Genomic DNA, 17,074 nt, shown 5'->3' on the forward strand with positions numbered 1-17,074 from the left:
ATTCTAATGCGGAATTTGGGTTATTTCTTTGATTAGACTGAACTGTTAGTCGTAAAAAATTAGATAAAATATATACTTAAGTTCCTATTAGTATTTTTATACTAAAGTTGCTTTAATTGTTGTGAACCGACCCAGTGTTTAGAAAATTGATACGCGGCACGTCCAGAGCGTTGTCCACGTGCTTGACACCAACGAAGCGCTTCGGCTCGTACCATATCGTCCATGGCGATTTGAGCTTTTGCTAAGTAGTGCTGCACAATGTCCAAATATAAGTTTTGATCCATTGGATAAAAAGAGAGCCATAATCCAAAACGATCGGAGAGTGAAATTTTTTCTTCAATCGCTTCTTGTGGATGTAGTTCAGTGTACTGCGGTACGTCGACTCGAGTCACAGGCGTGTTTTCATGCATAAACTCAGGCAGCAAATGACGACGGTTACTGGTGGCATAAATAATAAAATTACTTGAAACTGACTGCAAAGACCCATCTAGCACACTTTTTAAACTGCGATAGTTTTCATCTTCGGCGTTAAAAGCCAAGTCATCACAATACACAATAAACTTTTCAGGGCGCTCTGCAATTAGCTTTTGAATTTCAGGCAGTTCGGATAAATCATCACGTTCAATTTCAATCAGCCTTAAGCCTTGCTCTGCGTATTCCGTTAATAAAGCACGCACAATAGAGGACTTGCCTGTCCCGCGAGAGCCAGTAAGCAGGACGTCATTGGCAGGTAAACCATTGAGAAACTGTTCTGTGTTTTGCAGTACTTTTTCTTTTTGACGCTCAATGCCTTTTAAGTCATTTAATTCGATTCGTTTGAGTTGATGAATGGCTTTTAACTCGCCATTTTCCCATTTAAAGGCAATCGCTGAAAAATCAGGTGCTTGTTTAACTTCTGGTAGGCTTTGCTGTAGTTGTTGGAGTACAGTCGATAGTGCTTCTAAGATATTGTTCGGTAGGTCAATGGTCGCCATGATTAATCAGCTTATAATTACACTTGTCGTCGATCTTAACATCCGATTTAGTCGCATCAAACCCTTAACGTGGAGTAGATTTGCCAATTTTAGGGTTGAAATGGCAATTGTAATGCTCACATAATTTGCACATAGTCAGTTAGACTGACGGTTGAACGTGTCAGTGAAATTTTAGGAAAACAAAAAAAGTGGGTGAGGATGAATATGTTGTTTAAAGATTTCACACGGGAAATCAACCCGCACCAAGCCTATCGAATCAAAAAACTGAAAAACCAATTGGCTCAGGCAGACAACTATACTGAGTGGAAAAGCATTGCACTTAGAATTGATGAAGAGTCAGGGGCGCAAGAGTGGAAGTATGACAACTGTTCACCTTATTTCGATGCAGAAGTGATTACCCATCGTTTGGGTTTGTTGAAGCGTTATCGCCAACAAAAGCGTACGACTGATTTGATGTACCTGCTACGAGAAGGTTTGAGTTACGACATTGCCAATATTGCTCATCCCATGTTGTTTACCGCAACCTATGTCGGCACCAAAAAAATTATTGAAGACTATATTGAAGAAGTCAGTTTGGGTTTAGCATTTGTAGCATCTACGGATTGCCAATGTTTAGATAAACAGCAAAAAATTGAATTTTTTCAGCACTGCCAAAAGGCCTTTGGCCAACCGGCCATGATGTTTTCAGGTGGTGCAACATTAGGACTGTTTCATACAGGTGTGTGCAAGGCTTTGCTTGAGCAAGACCTGATGCCGAAAGTACTGTCTGGTTCAAGTGCGGGTGCCATTATGACAGCGATGCTGGGGCGAGCAACGCCTGCAGAAATGCTGAGCATCTTAAATGGTGAAAACTTTTTCACCGACGCATTTCAGTTTCGAGGCTTTCGTGAGGTCTTAAAGGGCAATGGCGGCTTAGCGGATGTAAAGCATTTAAAAAACTTTTTAATTGCAAATTTGGGTGACGTTACCTTTGAAGAGGCATTTAAGCAGTCAGGCTTGTATAACAATGTCGCGGTTGCGCCTTATGATGCCTCACAAAATCCACGCATTATGAATACCTTTACTTCACCTGACTTATTGGTATGGAGTGCGGTACTCGCGTCTTGTGCAGTGCCGATTCTATTTCCGCCAGTCAAGCTCACCAGTAAACGACATGATGGCTTATATACCCCCTATATGTCTTCTACTCGCTGGGTTGATGGCAGCGTGCGTAGCGATTTTCCGCAGGAAAAAATGGCGCGTTTATACAATTTAAACTACACCATTGCCAGTCAAGTGAACCCGCATGTGGTGCCGTTTATGCAGTCAGATGAAGCGCGGTTTCGGAAAGACATGTTGAGCTGGCCTGAACGGATTGTACGCAGACAGGGTAAAGTGATTAGTAAAGGGGTGATGGACTTTGCCCGTGAGCGTGTGGGTATGATTCCACCGATTCGTCGTTTACTGGATCATGGCTATGGCGTGGTCGATCAGCGTTATTATGGCGATGTAAACATTGTAGGGAAATATGGCCTGCGCCATTATAGCTATATGCTGCAAAATCCAAGACCACACTTATTTAAACTCTTACAACGTGAAGGCGAACGTGCAACTTGGCCAAAAATCTCAATGATTGAAACACATGCTCGTGTCGGGAAAACTATACAACATTGTTTAGAGGTCTTAACTGCATTGGATACGGCAGAGATGAATGAATCCGAATTCTTGGCAGTTTAATCGTCAAGAATTAAATGCTCTCGCGATGTCGCTTCATACTCCGACTCAGCGTTTGGGCTGGGGGCGAAGGCTTTATCGCTTTGAAGTTGCAGGGCAGGGGTATTGGTTAAAGTATCAGTCGCTATCAGAGCATGTGGCGCTAATTAACGGCTTTGACACTGAACTTAGTTTTTATCAACATGCACTTGCGATGCTGCAACTGCCGAAGTTCTTGCCTGAAGTGCAAATCCTTGAAAATTTTGAGCTTCACTCAGAGCAGGTGAAAGTCGCACTCATCTTAAAAGATGTTCCATCATTACTTATGGCGAATCCCCATCAGTTAAGTCGTGATCATGTCATTCATATCATTTTTAAAATGCTGAATGCAGTTGAAGAATTACATCAGATGGGGTGGATTCATGCTGATTTAAAAGCTTCGCATTTTTTGTTAGACGGTTCTACATGTAAATTAATTGATTTTGAGCAGAGCCAAAGAATTGGTGAAATAAGCTGTCAAAAGGCTCTAACGGCGACACCGCGCTATATGGCACCTGAATTATTTCATGGTAAAGCAAAGACCGTACAAACCGACCTGTATGCACTCGGGATCATTCTACTTGAGTGGTTGACTGATCAACGTTTGCAGGCATCAAGCTACCAAGATTGGGCGTATTTACACTGTCAGTTTTTGAAGATAGCACTTCCAGAACCTTTTCAGGGTTTTAGTCCATTATTACATGGACTTTTAGCTAAGCAAAAAAGCCAAAGATGGCAAAATACCATGGCTGCAAAACGATGCTTAATGACTGAAATTGAATGAGAAAAAGCCAAGTATAAAGTTTTTGTTTCTTATTTAATCAAATGAGTGTGTTTTTCTTAAAAATTGCTTGTCATGCGAAAATGATCCCTATAGTATACACAGCCATTGGGGACGTGGCGAAATTGGTAGACGCACTGGATTTAGGTTCCAGCGCCGCAAGGTGTGAGAGTTCGAGTCTCTCCGTCCCCACCATAAATCATTTGAATTAAGATGGTTTATAAGGCAATAGAGGATTGGTGTAATGGTAGCATGACGGTCTCCAAAACCGTTCGTCAAGGTTCGAATCCTTGATCCTCTGCCAACTTAAAGTCTAACGCAAAGTTAGCACCCTGATGGGGACGTGGCGAAATTGGTAGACGCACTGGATTTAGGTTCCAGCGCCGCAAGGTGTGAGAGTTCGAGTCTCTCCGTCCCCACCATCAGTAATGAAGCAAGGTATAAAACCTTGCTTTTTTATTGCCTAAAATTTAGTGAAGAGCTGAATAGCCTTTTTATATAGATCGAGCATAAAAATAGATTCAACTGCTGATTTTATGACAGAAAAGCGGGTGATTGCTTATAAAAGCGCTTGTCATATAGTGTCTATCGCTATAATATACACAGCCATTGGGGACGTGGCGAAATTGGTAGACGCACTGGATTTAGGTTCCAGCGCCGCAAGGTGTGAGAGTTCGAGTCTCTCCGTCCCCACCATAAATCATTTGAATTAAGATGGTTTATAAGGCAATAGAGGATTGGTGTAATGGTAGCATGACGGTCTCCAAAACCGTTCGTCAAGGTTCGAATCCTTGATCCTCTGCCAACTTAAAGTCTAACGCAAAGTTAGCACCCTGATGGGGACGTGGCGAAATTGGTAGACGCACTGGATTTAGGTTCCAGCGCCGCAAGGTGTGAGAGTTCGAGTCTCTCCGTCCCCACCATCAGTAATGAAGCAAGGTATAAAACCTTGCTTTTTTATTGCCTAAAATTTAATAGATGATTCATATATAAAAAAAGCCCCTTTAAGGGGCTAAATTTTGATTCATCACGCGAAGTAAGTATGGAGCAATTTTAGGCTTTCAAATGGTCTTCGAATTCTTCACCGAGCTGCATGGCTAAGTTATTGCCCGCTAGGTCGCAAGTCACCAGTCCATATTCTTTTTTAAAGCTAAAAGTAAAGCCACGGTTGTCTGCTAAAGTTTTAACTGAATAACCTAATTTCTCTAGCCAAATACGAAAGGCGATGAGGTTTTTTGCTTTCACTACTTTTTTCACGAGGATATTCCTTTTTCACTGATAAATTATTAATAGGGATATTTCACGCTTTTTTAAAGGGGATTTTTTTATATATTTTTGTTTTTGTCTCTTTTTAAAGCAATCTAAACTAAGGCGAAAACGTATAGAAAGCATAAACGAGAGTCTTTCATTGTTTAAAATAATTTTATCATGATGAAAATAATAATATTTTGAGATGAGTCTCAATACAATAGAATTATGTGCGTTCGTGATAGAGAAGTATTTTGTCATAAATAGAAATGTAATGATTTTTTTCAAAGGCTGGGTTTTTTGTGACAGTATTTTCAAACAGCCTTGCTCGTGATCATTCGATTCAGGCATCGTGTGGCTTGAAACTGCGTAGGTTGAAATTTTGAGAGCTCAAAGGTTAAGGGTGGGAGCCCAAACTGATCGTTATAACTCAATAGAAGCATACATACATAATAGGAGACTGCGTTAGTCAGCAGTCTCTAGAAGGCGGAGACCAATTAAAATTGATCCTTCAGATCACGCAGTCGTTTAAACTCTTCAACATTTTCTGTACGTAAAAAAGGATTGGTTTCGAGTTCGATCTCAATACTGCTTGGAAGGGTACATTGCCCCAAATAACGCATGGTTTCGACACGGTCTAAACGTTCTTGAATGGCGATATTGTCTGGTTCAACATGGATGGCAAACTTCGCGTTAGAGAGCGTGTATTCGTGCGTACAATAGACTTTGGTTTCGGCAGGTAAAGCCGCTAAACGATTGAGCGAATGGTACATCTGCTCATGTGTACCTTCAAACACTCGCCCACAGCCCATAGCAAACAGGGTGTCACCGCAAAATAAAGTCTGGATGGATTCGATAAAGTACACAATATGGCCTAGTGTGTGGCCAGGAACTGCTAAAACGTCGACATGTAAATCATGAAATGAGAAATAGTCATCATCCATCAATGCATGGGTGATGAATGGAATTTTAGATAATTCCTCACGTGGCCCATACACAGGAATATTCCGACTCGCAATCAGGTCGGAGACACCGCCAATATGGTCTTTATGCCAATGAGTCAGCCAAATTTGAGCAATGTTTAAGCCATGTTCAGTGCAATAATCTTCAACTAATCCAGCCTCAGTTGGATCAACCACCACGACTTGTTTTGATGAGCTGTGTTCCAGCAGCCAAATATAGTTTTGGAGTTGGTTTTTCACATCAATCATATGAACTTGATAAGTCATCTTTCTTCTTCAAAGAGCTGCATGTATTCATTCTACTGTAGCGGGTACACGCACTGAATTCCAGTCATGAATCATTTACAGCGCATAGAGGACAGGTGTTTATTGTTCTGTATTTTTCTCTTTCTTGTCATATTGTACTGTTATCTTGGACATAAAAAACCACGCTAAAAAGCGTGGTTTTTTATGTGTTCAATCTAATTTAGATTAGATTTTACCTACTAGGTCGATTGAAGGAGCAAGAGTTGCTTCGCCTTCTTTCCATTTAGCTGGGCAAACTTCACCTGGGTGAGCGTGAACGTATTGAGCTGCTTTAACTTTACGAAGTAATTCTTGAGCATCACGACCAATACCACCAGCGTTGATTTCAACGATCTGGATTTTACCTTCTGGATCGATTACGAAAGTACCACGGTCAGCAAGACCAGCAGCTTCGATTAGAACGTCGAAGTTTTTAGAAAGAGTCCACGTTGGGTCGCCGATTAATGGGTATTGGATTTTACCAATAACTTCAGAAGTGTCGTGCCAAGCTTTGTGAGTGAAGTGAGTGTCAGTAGAAACACCGTAGATTTCCACGCCTAATTTTTGGAATTCAGCGTAGTTGTCAGCAAGGTCACCAAGTTCAGTTGGGCAAACGAAAGTGAAGTCAGCTGGGTAGAAGAATACTACAGACCATTTGCCTTTAAGATCTGCTTCAGTTACGTCAACAAATTGACCGTTGTGATATGCAGTAGCTGCGAATGGTTTTACTTCAGTATTAATCAAGCTCATCATTGTCTCCATGATTGGGGTTTGTATTTAATGTTGAATAGGGTATCGAAATTTTTGTTATTGCTGAAACAGTATTTTTACATTACAAGAATCGGAAAAACCGAATCTTGCTCCAGACTATTTCAGCGAATGTGATCATTCTGTTCATTTAGCATGATAAATATGATGACCAAATGACAAAATCATCTATTCCGCAACTCGTCTACAGACATGATGCCCCTAGGCTTAAAATTCAAGGGGATATTTGAAAAAAAGTTAAAATTAAAAAATTATGCTGTACTTTCGCTTCGCTGTATTACCACGTAAACTAAGCGATTGATGTTTTTGATGTAGGTATTTTTTCTGTGCAGCGTCCTTTAAATATAGAGCAATTGGTGATGGTCAAAGACCGTCATCGTTTAAACCGACTCAAAAAAGGAAAAGATGCCAACGAAAAGCAATATCAAGCATTATTTGAACAGTCGCATTTAAAAGTTCTAGAGCGTATTGAACGCATTCCGAATATTAAACTGAATCAAGACCTGCCTGTTACGCAGTATGCAGATAAGTTAATTGATGCCATTCAAGAGCATCAAGTGATTATCGTTGCAGGGGAGACGGGTTCGGGTAAAACCACACAGCTACCGCAAATTGCAATGTTGGCGGGTCGTGGTTTAACCGGTCTGATTGGTCACACACAGCCACGTCGTTTGGCTGCACGTAGTGTGTCTCAGCGTATTTCGGAAGAAGTTGGTGAAAAACTTGGTGAGTCAATTTCTTTTAAAGTTCGTTTTAATGAACAAGGGTCGCAGGATTCGATCGTCCGTTTAATGACGGATGGTATTTTGCTGGCAGAGCTGGCCAATGACCGTTATCTCAATAAATACGACACCATTATTATCGATGAAGCGCATGAGCGTTCGCTCAATATCGACTTTATCATGGGGTATCTCAAACAGCTTTTGCCTCGCCGTAAAGATTTAAAAGTCATCATTACCTCCGCAACTTTAGATGTAAACCGTTTTAGTCAGTACTTTAATAATGCACCTATTTTTGAAGTAGAAGGTCGTAGCTTTCCAGTCGAACTACGTTATCGCCCTGTATCTGAGATGAGCATTGTCGGTAGTGATGATGATGAGTTTGATGACTTTGAAGAAAATCTACCTCGTGCTGTCGTGCAAGCTGTAGAGGAATGTTTTCGGGATGCACAAGAAAAAGGCCATCCTGAATATGCCGATACTTTAATTTTTGCCAGTACCGAACAAGAGATCCGTGAGTTACAAGAAACTTTGCAAAAGCATGGGCCGCGACATACAGAAATTTTACCTTTGTATGCGCGCTTGGCCTTGGCTGAACAACAAAAAATCTTTAATCCATCGGGTGGTGGGCGACGCATTATTATCGCCACCAACGTTGCAGAAACAGCGTTGACTGTACCCAATATTCGTTATGTGATTGACAGTGGTTTTGCGCGTATTTCTCGCTATAACTATCGTTCACGCGTACAGCGTTTACCGATTGAAGCGGTTTCGCAAGCAGCGGCAAATCAGCGTAAAGGCCGTTGTGGTCGTATTGCCCCAGGTGTATGTATTCGTTTGTATTCTGAGGAAGACTTTCAAAGCCGCCCAGAGTTTACTGAACCCGAAATTAAGCGAACGAACTTAGCTTCAGTTATTTTGCAGATGCAAAGTTTAGGGCTAGGTGCTTTAGAAGATTTTGATTTTATTGAGCCGCCAGATCATCGTTTAGTCAACGATGGTCGTAAGTTGTTGGTTGAACTTGGGGCTATGACGGAGAAAAGTAAAGCCCCTCTTTTGCAAAGAGGGGGTGGGGGAGATTCATCTGAAGTCAATCCCCCTCAGTCCCCCTTTTCCAAAGGGGGAAGTAAAGGAGATTTAACCAAAATTGGTCAACAAATGGCCAAAATGCCAATTGACCCACGTTTGGCCCGTATGATTTTGGGTGGAGCACATTTTGGTGTGTTGAATGAAGTCTTGGTGATTGTTGCTGCTTTAGCCGTACAAGACCCACGTGAACGCCCTGCGGATAAACAAATGCAGGCAGATCAAAAACATGCGTTGTTCCGTGAAGCCGATTCTGACTTTTTATTTTATATCAAACTTTGGGAAGCGCTGGTTGCCAACCGAGACATGAGTGAAAACAAACGCCGTACTTTTGCGCGTAATCACTTTTTAAGTTGGTTGCGTCTACGTGAGTGGAAGAAAACTCATGAGCAATTGGTTGATTTGGCAAAAGGCTTAAAGCTGTCTTTTAATGAGAAAAAAGCCAGTTATGAAAATTTACACCGTGCACTTTTAACAGGTTTGTTGTCTTTTATTGCCAATAAAACCGATGAACGCAATGTGTTTATGGCGGTGCGTCAGCAAAAGGCCCGCATTTTTCCAGCATCTACCTTACATAAGACCAATACGCCTTGGGTCATGGCTTTTGAGATGGTAGAAACCTCACAGGTCTACATTCGTACACTGGCAAAAATTGAACCTGAGTGGATTTTGCTTGCAGCAGGTGATTTGCTGAAGCACCACTATTTTGAGCCACACTGGTCGAAAAAAGCAGGTGTGGTCAATGCCTATGACCAAATTTCACTATTTGGCTTAATTATTGAGCCGAAACGTCAAATCAACTATGAAAAAGTCGACCATGTTGCAGCACATGAAATTTTCCTTCGAGATGCACTGACGACAGGGCATTTGGGCCTTACGCCACCATTTTTAAAACACAACCTGCTTAAACTTGAAGAAGTAGAGCGGGTCGAAGATAAGCTACGCCGCCGTGATTTGGTGGTAGATGAAGAAACCATTTACCAGTTTTATGCGGCTAAAGTTCCTGAAGAGGTCGCAAGCCGTCGTAGTTTTGAAGACTGGCGTGCAACGGTTGAACCGCAAAACCCACGTTATTTATTTATCGATGATGATGCGCTGTGGATGAATGACCGTCCAACCACGCAGCAGTTTCCTGATTTTTTACGCAATGGCGAACTGCGCCTTGCGGCCAGTTACCGTTTTGATCCAAGCCATGACGAAGATGGTGCAACAGTAAAAATTCCGTTGCAAGCTTTGCCTCAGGTGGATGAAAACTTGTGGTCTTGGGGTATTCCCGGTTGGCGTCAGGATTTAATGGAGGCGTTACTCAAGGCGCTGCCTAAAGATAAACGACGTCATTTGGTGCCTATCCCTGATACGGCTGCAAAGCTAATGGCGAAAGTAGATGCGATGCATTTGCAGCAGCATATTTTTAGTTTTTTAGCCTTCCAGCTACGTGGTGAACAAATCACTGAGAAAGACTTTAGCTTTGATCGGGTTGAACAATATTTATTGCCGCTGATTAAAGTCATTGATGACAAAGGCCGTGTGATTGAACAAGGTCGTGACTTGTCTGAGTTAAAAGCGCGCTGCCGAACGGAAACCCATAGTCCAGTCAAACAGCTCAAAGGAGAGTTTCAAGCTTTTCCTGAAAATTTTGTGTTTGAAGCATCACAAAAAGTGACGGGCGTGGTGGTGAAGCAGTATCAAGCTTTAGTCCCGACCAAGGCCTTTGCAGTATTGGAACAAAAGGATGAGTCCGGTGTCGTGATTCAGACTTTTAATGATCAAGCTGAGGCGATTAAACAGCACCGCGAGGGTGTACTTCGTTTGGTGCATATACAACTAGGGGATTTGGTCCGTCAGTTGAAAAAGCAAATTTCCAAACCGTTGGCATTGGCGTATTCACCTTTGGGCGATAAGGCGCAGCTGGAGCAAATGTTAGTTTATGCCACACTGCAAATGTCGATTCATGAACTGCCTGTTAATGCACAAGAATTTGAAAACTTAGTTACAAATGTCAAAAAAACTTTTCTGACCCATGGGCAAAAAGCACTGGCAGATGTGACAGAGATCTATATTCAATGGCAGGATATACGTCGAAAGTTGTTGGTCTTAGATGATGCAGTGTTTGGGAAAAATATTGATGATGTTGAAGATCAGCTAGATTTGATGTGCTTATCAAACTTTGTTTATGTGAAATCTTCCGACATCTGGCTTGAATTTCCTCGATATTTGAAAGCATTGGTCTTGCGTTTGGAGCGCCTGCCCAATAACCTACAGAGGGATAATTCTGCCATTGATCAAGTTGACCCGTGGATGGAAAAATTATTTAAGTTTAAAAATGACACTCGCCTTAAAGAATTGTATTTCATGGTTGAGGAGTTTCGGATTTCTTTATTCTCTCAACCGATGAAGACAAAGATGCCCATTTCTCCGACTCGCTTGCAAAAAGTATGGGAAAAACTTGGAATCAGTTAAGATATAGGTAATTTAAAGAAGGAGTTTTACATGGGCATCCGCATTACAGGTACGGGTCTTTATCATCCTGAAGACATCATTACCAATGAAGAGTTAGTTGAAAGTTTAAATGCTTATGTGGAACAGTATAACCTAGACAATGCTGACAAAATTGCTTCGGGCGAGTTGGAAGCCCGTCGTGGGTCAAGCGCAGAGTTTATTGAAAAAGCATCTGGTGTAAAACGTCGTTATGTGGTTGAGAAAACAGGGATCTTAGATCCGAAGCGTTTACGTCCATTGTTACATGAGCGTTCAAATGATGAACTCTCGATTCAAGCCGAATGGGGCGTAATCGCTGCAAAACAAGCGATGGAAAATGCAGGCGTGACTGCAGAAGATATCGATGTCGTAATTTTATCGTGTTCTAATTTACAGCGTGCTTATCCTGCTGTTGCAATTGAAATCCAAACAGCATTGGGTATTCAAGGCTATGCCTACGACATGAACGTGGCATGTTCAGCCGCAACCTTTGGCATTAAACAAGCGTATGATGCGATTAAAGCGGGCGGACGCCGTGTATTATTGGTGAATGTAGAAATCACCTCTGGTCATACCGACTACCGTTCACGTGATTGCCACTTTATCTTTGGTGATGTTGCAACGGCTTCAATCATTGAAGAAACCGACAGCAAAACTGGTTTTGAAATTGAAGACATTAACTTATTTACCCAGTTCTCAAACAACATCCGCAATAACTTTGGTTTCCTAAACTTAAGTGAAGTCGATGCAGACATTGAAAATAATCGTTTCGCTCAAGACGGTCGTAAAGTGTTCAAAGAGGTTTGCCCACTGGTTGCCAAAATGATTACAGCGCAACTTGAGAAAAACAACATTGCACCGACTGATGTGAAGCGTTTCTGGTTACACCAAGCCAATGCCAGCATGAATGAGCTGATTTTGAAATTGGTTGTGGGCAAAGAAAATGCTCAGCCTGATTTAGTACCGATCATTTTAGATGAGTTTGCAAATACCTCTTCAGCAGGTGTCATTATTGCGTTGCACCGCACAGCAGACCAAGTCAATGATGGTGAATACGGTGTCTTGTGTTCATTCGGTGCAGGTTACTCTGTTGGTGCTGTGCTTGTGAAAAAACACGTCGCATAAGCCCGTATGTTGCAGGTTGAGCATGATGCAAAATGGATTAAACGCCTGAGTGCTTTATCCAAAGTTTATTTCACACCGACATTTATCGGTGCTGAACAGTTAGATGCATCTCAACCTGCAATGTATGTAGGAAATCATTCTATGTATGGTGTGCTTGATTCACCTATGTTGATTGATTATCTCTACAATGAGCATCAAGTGGCTGTGGTCAGTATTGCTGATCATAGCCATTTTTATTTGCCACTGTGGCGCAGTGTGGTGAAAAAATTTGGTGCGGTCGATGGCGTTCCAGCCTATGTGCGTGAAGCCATGCAACAAGGCTATTCTATTTTGGTTTTTCCTGGTGGCGGACGCGAAGTTCTAAAACGTGAGGGCGAACAGTATCAACTGATTTGGAAACAGCGCTACGGCTTTTTAAAGCTCGCTCAAGAATTTGGCTATGACATCGTGCCGTTTGCCGCGTTAGGCGGAGATGAAGTCTTTGATATTGGTTTTGATGCAAATAAAGTGGTTCAGCACCAATATTTTCAAAAGTTGCTACAAGTGCCGCAGTTAAGTCGCTTGCTGCGTAAAGGGGAGGTGATCCCATCTTTACCGAAACATTTGATTCCGAAACGATTGCCTTTTTATTTTAAGTTTATGCCCAGACAACGTTTGATGCATATTGAAAACCTAGAACACTTACAGCAGTTCCGAGACCTGATTGCAGCAGAAATTTATACTGGGCTTAAAGACTTAAGAGTATTGCGTCAACAGCAGCATGGTGACCGATTTGATTGAGCATTTACATGCGTAAAATCTGCTTAGTCTTCCTGTAAATCTTTCAACAAATGTGCAATTTTTAAAGTATGGGTCTTATTCCCTTTGACTTCCATAACCTTATTTTCCACCCACCATAAATATTCAAAAATTTCAGTTTCACTGGCTTGTTCACAAATGAACCGAAATAAACTGGGTAAGTATTCCTCATATTCATCTTGTAGTGCAGGATTACGATAGATCCGCAGGGGATCCCAGTCTTTAATCAGTATTTTGTTAATCGCATGTAATAAAGAAACATGTCGATTTTCCTCGGTAAACATAATACACCCCGCTGTCCTTGGGTTGGTTTGACGTTTAAAAAGAAGTTGTGATGAAGATTATTTATCTATTGTTTTCATGTTTTAAAAGATATTAGCGTGCTTTTCGCATGAGTAAATAGTGCGCTCAGATAAATGGAAGCTAAAGAAAAATGCCCAATAAAGTGGCAGTAAAGTTAGATCGCAGATTTACTTCAAAATATTATTCAGAATAAATGTTTCAAAATAGTGCGTAATTACGTCTTAAGTAACATGTAGTAATAATTTAAAAAATCAAGTCTTTGTTTGAATGACGCAATTTTCACTAATACCGTGAATTTCATCACTCTCTAAATTTACATCATCCCATTTTTGCATTTGCTGTGTGAGCCAAACAAAATCCGAAACTTGCGGCTGGGCTTGTTTGGGAATAAAACCACGAATGATGTTCTGAATCAGGTGATATTTTTCGACGTGAACACTTGCTGAACATGCAAAGCGAATGATGTTGTAATCGACCAAGACTTGCCAAACAGGCTCAAGATCTTGCATTTGTTTAAGTTCAACTTGTGCTTTTTGGATGGCTTGGACGAGGGCTGCAAGCGTATTGGGATTGGAGATAGCCCATTCTTGAGTCACAGCCAGTACTTTGTCTGCGACGCGAGGAATAATGTCTGAGCCAGTCGCAATGATTTGGCTATAGCCTTGAATTTCCGCTTGTGTGTTCCAAGGTTCCCCAACACAAAAACCATCGATCAATTGATTTGAAATGGCTTCCACCATATAGGGCGGCGGTAAAGTGCGTAAATGTACGCGTTTGGCAAACTCAGGATTGGCCAACGCCAACCACTCGCGTAAACAATAATGATGAATAGACTGCTTAAACACATGGGCAATCGGAAGATACTGTTCATGCTGCATGGCACTAAAGAATTTCTGTGCAGTGGTGGCTGCATCGTCAGTTTTTTTGATATCAAGCGCGTAGCATAGTTTTTGGCTTAAGCTGATAAAAGCACTGTTGTAGCTTAAGACGAGAGGGGTTTGTAGCGGAATACCTAGTTGATCTTGAGCGAGTGCGGCAGTAGGCAACATAGCAGATAAGCAATGTGCTGCGTCTAGGAAACCAAAAGCCAAACGATCTCTTAAACTTGCCCAAGATGCTTCTTTGACTAAGCTCACGTCTAAGCCCACTTCTTCAAAAAAACCGCGTTGTTTAGCCCACAGTAAAGCAACACAGTCTAAAAGTGGAATATAGCCCAGATGAAGTTGCGACTTTTCGAGTTGAGCCATGACTTAGTCCTTGAGTTGAGATTGTAAAAGCTGTTGAGCATCCAACAGACGTCTTGCCATTTCACCGATGGTCATACGGTGGCTCATGGCATTTTTACGCAGCAATTGAAAGGCATCATCTTCAGATAGTCCATGTAATTGCATCAGCAAGACTTTCGCACGCTCCACATCTTTACGGTCAGCCAGTTTATTTTTAGTGTCTTGTAAGTCTGTGAGCAATTTTTTGTGTTTACGAAACTGTTCGATCGAGATTTCTAAAATATTTTCTAATTTTGAAGGATCGATCCCATCCACAATATAAGCTGTCACCCCAGCATCTATGGCACTTTTAATGGTGTCTTTATGGCTATTTTTAGTAAATAAAACAGTGGGCAGATTAAATTGGCTTACACAGCTTTCAATGATGTCACGTTGCGGGTGGTCCATATCTAACAAAATGACGTCAGCACTTAATTGTTCAAGACGGCTAATATTGATGTGATCGATAATCAGGCAGGCAACTACATCGAAATCATGTTCGATGAGGGAATTTCGAATATATTGTGCACGTTCTTGATTGTCATCAATCAATGCAATTTTCAGTTTAGGCATACTGTACAGTGCTCAGGAAAACCTGAAAATGAGATCTAAAAGTATACAAGCAATTTAAATGCCAAACTTAACAAATGCCAGCTTTATCTCGAATCAGGCAGTCAATCTTTATGGTCGCGATTACAGACCAAGTATGCATGTTGGCATGAAGACGATTGCGGATATGGGTTTAGTAAATCGAAGTGTTGATGTTCTCAGTCGATTTGTACATCTAAGGGCGAATTTCTAGATGTCGTGCTTAGAACAAAGCAATGTCGTTTATTTGAGAAAACAGATGCTCATCGATAATGCAAAATGCACCAAGAGGTAGCAGTGTTTTAAAAAGTCGGAAAAACTAGCTGTTGTGCTTTAAAAAAAAAGAGCTGATTATATCGAATTATAAGATTTTATTTTAAATAAATCATTAAAAAACAAAATATTAAAATTAAATTATAAATATTGGCACACTCGTTGCATTATCCCTAATGAGTCAAAGACGACTCTAAATCAAATTTGTAAGACGGCCAACGACGTCCGTTCTGATCGCTTCTACATCCCAAGTGTTTGTGCTGTAGAAAAACTATACGCTCAGTTCAGTCTGGAGAAGGTTATGTCTTCAAATTTACATGCTAAAAAAGCAACAAAAATAAGTCTTTTCAGTTTTAACGGCGCAGCAATGAGAGCCTTCCACATGAGTTGGCTCGCCTTTTTTGTTTGCTTCTTTGCTTGGTTCGCTTGTGCTCCGCTGATGCCAGTGATTGCGGGTGAATTTCATTTAACCAAAGATCAAATTGCCAATATCAATATTGCAGCTGTCGCGATCACCATTTTAGTTCGTCTTATTGTGGGGCCATTGTGTGATAAATACGGCCCGCGTAAAACCTATACCGCACTTCTTGTACTCGGCAGCATTCCAGTCTTTGGAGTAGCGTCTGCAAATAGCTATGAATCCTTCTTGTTCTTCCGTCTATTGATTGGTGCGATTGGGGCAAGCTTTGTCATCACTCAGTATCACACCAGCATTATGTTTGCGCCAAACGTAGTCGGGACTGCAAACGCAGCGACAGCAGGCTGGGGTAATGCAGGCGGTGGTGCAACACAAGTACTCATGCCATTGATGCTTGGTGCCTTAGTGATGTTTGGTGTAGAGCAAGCGATGGGCTGGAGAATTGCACTGATTGTTCCGGGTGTACTGATGCTGATCGTGGGGTTGATGTATTGGAAATTTACCCAAGACTGCCCACAAGGCAACTTCAAAGAACTTCGTGCAGAGGGTGTCAGTGTTGGTTCAGATAAAAAAGGTGGTGTAGCGATTCTGATGCATGCTGCGAAAAACTACCGTGTTTGGATTTTATTTGGTGCCTATGCCGCGTGTTTCGGGATTGAAATTTTTATTCATAACATTGTCGCGATGTACTACGTTGACCACTTTAGCTTTGGTTTAAAAGAAGCCGGGATGGCGGCTGGTATTTTCGGTTTACTGGCACTGTTTGCTCGTGCTCTGGGCGGCATTGTGTCAGACAAAGTCGCAACTAAAAAAGGGCTTGATGGTCGTACTAAAGTGTTGTTTGGCATGATTCTGCTGGAAGGTATCTTCCTCGTCTTATTCTCTCAAATGAATACCCCTATCTTTGCGATACTCGCAATGACAGTCTTCGCATTGTTCACCCACATGGCATGTGGTGCAACTTATGCTTTGGTACCTTTTATTGATCGTGATGCTTTGGGCGGTGTGGCAGGCATTATTGGCGCAGGGGGTAACGTGGGTGCAGTGGCAGCAGGTTTCCTACTCAAAGGTATGTTGGATATTCAAACCACACTGATGATTTTAGGTGGCTTGGTGGTCATCGCTGCAAGTTTTGTCCTTATGATTCGGTTCTCTGTTGAGCATAAAGAAAAGGAACAGCGCTTATTCGAACAAGCAGTACATGATCGTAGCATTGCTGAAGCGCAAAACTAAATAAAGAGATTAAACCCAAGCCTCAAGGCTCAGGCAGAA

At 41.7% G+C, this 17,074-nt stretch carries 13 protein-coding genes and 6 tRNA genes; 12 read left to right on the plus strand and 7 right to left on the minus strand.

Annotated features, from left to right (window positions below; all coding sequences use genetic code 11):
• Nucleotides 1-101: 101 nt before the first annotated feature.
• The gene (locus ACFN7Z_RS05615) at nucleotides 102-974 is read right to left on the minus strand and encodes an ATP-binding protein (protein ID WP_159151650.1); all 873 of its coding nucleotides are present in this window, start codon (nucleotides 972-974) and stop codon (nucleotides 102-104) included.
• A 204-nt stretch (nucleotides 975-1,178) separates the two neighbouring features.
• Between ACFN7Z_RS05615 and ACFN7Z_RS05620 the strand changes: the two genes are divergently transcribed.
• The 8 genes from ACFN7Z_RS05620 (at nucleotide 1,179) to ACFN7Z_RS05655 (ending at nucleotide 4,409) form a co-directional block, all read left to right on the plus strand.
• Nucleotides 1,179-2,690 carry a DUF3336 domain-containing protein gene (locus ACFN7Z_RS05620; RefSeq protein WP_029575065.1) on the plus strand — a complete coding sequence of 504 codons (1,512 nt, stop codon included), beginning with the start codon at nucleotides 1,179-1,181 and terminating at the stop codon, nucleotides 2,688-2,690.
• The gene (locus tag ACFN7Z_RS05625) at nucleotides 2,665-3,489 is read left to right on the plus strand and encodes a protein kinase domain-containing protein (RefSeq protein ID WP_005400628.1); all 825 of its coding nucleotides are present in this window, start codon (nucleotides 2,665-2,667) and stop codon (nucleotides 3,487-3,489) included. Before ACFN7Z_RS05620 ends, ACFN7Z_RS05625 begins: the two co-directional genes overlap by 26 nt.
• A gap of 107 nt (nucleotides 3,490-3,596) precedes the next feature.
• Nucleotides 3,597-3,681: transfer RNA gene (locus tag ACFN7Z_RS05630), tRNA-Leu, on the plus strand.
• A 35-nt stretch (nucleotides 3,682-3,716) separates the two neighbouring features.
• Nucleotides 3,717-3,790 (plus strand) — tRNA-Trp (locus tag ACFN7Z_RS05635).
• Between the two features lie 33 nt (nucleotides 3,791-3,823).
• Nucleotides 3,824-3,908, plus strand: a tRNA-Leu gene (locus ACFN7Z_RS05640).
• Between the two features lie 189 nt (nucleotides 3,909-4,097).
• Nucleotides 4,098-4,182, plus strand: a tRNA-Leu gene (locus tag ACFN7Z_RS05645).
• A gap of 35 nt (nucleotides 4,183-4,217) precedes the next feature.
• Nucleotides 4,218-4,291, plus strand: a tRNA-Trp gene (locus tag ACFN7Z_RS05650).
• Between the two features lie 33 nt (nucleotides 4,292-4,324).
• A tRNA-Leu gene (locus tag ACFN7Z_RS05655) sits at nucleotides 4,325-4,409 on the plus strand.
• Nucleotides 4,410-4,539: 130 nt separating this feature from the next.
• Here ACFN7Z_RS05655 and ACFN7Z_RS05660 read toward each other — a convergent pair.
• The 3 genes from ACFN7Z_RS05660 to ahpC all read right to left on the minus strand — a co-directional run bounded on the left by ACFN7Z_RS05660 (nucleotide 4,540) and on the right by ahpC (nucleotide 6,731).
• Nucleotides 4,540-4,743: a hypothetical protein gene (locus ACFN7Z_RS05660; RefSeq protein WP_004696295.1), complete on the minus strand. Its 204-nt coding sequence runs from the start codon at nucleotides 4,741-4,743 to the stop codon at nucleotides 4,540-4,542.
• 488 nt (nucleotides 4,744-5,231) lie between these two features.
• Entirely contained in the window at nucleotides 5,232-5,963 is a 732-nt protein-coding gene (gene gloB / locus ACFN7Z_RS05665; RefSeq protein WP_010327086.1) for a hydroxyacylglutathione hydrolase, read from the minus strand.
• A 204-nt stretch (nucleotides 5,964-6,167) separates the two neighbouring features.
• Nucleotides 6,168-6,731, minus strand: coding sequence for an alkyl hydroperoxide reductase subunit C (gene ahpC / locus ACFN7Z_RS05670; protein WP_004982189.1), 564 nt, complete (start codon nucleotides 6,729-6,731; stop codon nucleotides 6,168-6,170).
• Nucleotides 6,732-7,075: 344 nt separating this feature from the next.
• Between ahpC and hrpA the strand changes: the two genes are divergently transcribed.
• From hrpA to ACFN7Z_RS05685, 3 genes are read left to right on the plus strand one after another with little or no spacing between them, the layout of a single operon-like run.
• Nucleotides 7,076-11,014 (plus strand): ATP-dependent RNA helicase HrpA, encoded by a 3,939-nt coding sequence (gene hrpA / locus ACFN7Z_RS05675; protein ID WP_010327085.1) that lies wholly within the window; start codon nucleotides 7,076-7,078, stop codon nucleotides 11,012-11,014.
• 30 nt (nucleotides 11,015-11,044) lie between these two features.
• On the plus strand, nucleotides 11,045-12,157 hold the full coding sequence (locus ACFN7Z_RS05680) for a beta-ketoacyl-ACP synthase III (protein WP_004696303.1): 1,113 nt from the start codon (nucleotides 11,045-11,047) through the stop codon (nucleotides 12,155-12,157).
• A 6-nt stretch (nucleotides 12,158-12,163) separates the two neighbouring features.
• The gene (locus ACFN7Z_RS05685) at nucleotides 12,164-12,937 is read left to right on the plus strand and encodes a 1-acyl-sn-glycerol-3-phosphate acyltransferase (RefSeq protein ID WP_010327084.1); all 774 of its coding nucleotides are present in this window, start codon (nucleotides 12,164-12,166) and stop codon (nucleotides 12,935-12,937) included.
• A gap of 23 nt (nucleotides 12,938-12,960) precedes the next feature.
• Here the strand turns inward: ACFN7Z_RS05685 and ACFN7Z_RS05690 are convergent, their stop codons facing one another.
• From ACFN7Z_RS05690 to ACFN7Z_RS05700, 3 genes are all read right to left on the minus strand, one after another.
• Nucleotides 12,961-13,239 (minus strand): hypothetical protein, encoded by a 279-nt coding sequence (locus tag ACFN7Z_RS05690; protein WP_004696307.1) that lies wholly within the window; start codon nucleotides 13,237-13,239, stop codon nucleotides 12,961-12,963.
• 270 nt (nucleotides 13,240-13,509) lie between these two features.
• Nucleotides 13,510-14,505, minus strand: a complete 996-nt coding sequence (locus ACFN7Z_RS05695; RefSeq protein WP_010327083.1) for an ABC transporter substrate-binding protein — start codon at nucleotides 14,503-14,505, stop codon at nucleotides 13,510-13,512.
• Between the two features lie 3 nt (nucleotides 14,506-14,508).
• Nucleotides 14,509-15,096 carry an ANTAR domain-containing response regulator gene (locus ACFN7Z_RS05700; protein WP_004982170.1) on the minus strand — a complete coding sequence of 196 codons (588 nt, stop codon included), beginning with the start codon at nucleotides 15,094-15,096 and terminating at the stop codon, nucleotides 14,509-14,511.
• Nucleotides 15,097-15,685: 589 nt separating this feature from the next.
• On the opposite strand from ACFN7Z_RS05700, the gene ACFN7Z_RS05705 reads away from it, so the two are divergent.
• Nucleotides 15,686-17,035, plus strand: a complete 1,350-nt coding sequence (locus ACFN7Z_RS05705; protein WP_029575062.1) for an MFS transporter — start codon at nucleotides 15,686-15,688, stop codon at nucleotides 17,033-17,035.
• The last annotated feature ends 39 nt before the right edge of the window (nucleotides 17,036-17,074 follow it).

Source organism: Acinetobacter sp. P1332 (genome assembly GCF_044057475.1).
Classification (GTDB): Bacteria; Pseudomonadota; Gammaproteobacteria; order Pseudomonadales; family Moraxellaceae; genus Acinetobacter; species Acinetobacter johnsonii.

Bases quoted from the DNA above. Each gene is read 5' to 3' on its own strand.
- ACFN7Z_RS05685 (WP_010327084.1), top strand. From the start codon at position 12,164: ATGTTGCAGGTTGAGCATGATGCAAAATGGATTAAACGCCTGAGTGCT.
- ACFN7Z_RS05625 (WP_005400628.1), top strand. From the start codon at position 2,665: ATGAATCCGAATTCTTGGCAGTTTAATCGTCAAGAATTAAATGCTCTC.
- ACFN7Z_RS05705 (WP_029575062.1), top strand. From the start codon at position 15,686: ATGTCTTCAAATTTACATGCTAAAAAAGCAACAAAAATAAGTCTTTTC.
- ACFN7Z_RS05620 (WP_029575065.1), top strand. From the start codon at position 1,179: ATGTTGTTTAAAGATTTCACACGGGAAATCAACCCGCACCAAGCCTAT.
- ACFN7Z_RS05680 (WP_004696303.1), top strand. From the start codon at position 11,045: ATGGGCATCCGCATTACAGGTACGGGTCTTTATCATCCTGAAGACATC.
- ACFN7Z_RS05690 (WP_004696307.1), bottom strand. From the start codon at position 13,239: ATGTTTACCGAGGAAAATCGACATGTTTCTTTATTACATGCGATTAAC.
- ACFN7Z_RS05615 (WP_159151650.1), bottom strand. From the start codon at position 974: ATGGCGACCATTGACCTACCGAACAATATCTTAGAAGCACTATCGACT.
- gloB (WP_010327086.1), bottom strand. From the start codon at position 5,963: ATGACTTATCAAGTTCATATGATTGATGTGAAAAACCAACTCCAAAAC.
- ahpC (WP_004982189.1), bottom strand. From the start codon at position 6,731: ATGAGCTTGATTAATACTGAAGTAAAACCATTCGCAGCTACTGCATAT.
- ACFN7Z_RS05695 (WP_010327083.1), bottom strand. From the start codon at position 14,505: ATGGCTCAACTCGAAAAGTCGCAACTTCATCTGGGCTATATTCCACTT.
- ACFN7Z_RS05700 (WP_004982170.1), bottom strand. From the start codon at position 15,096: ATGCCTAAACTGAAAATTGCATTGATTGATGACAATCAAGAACGTGCA.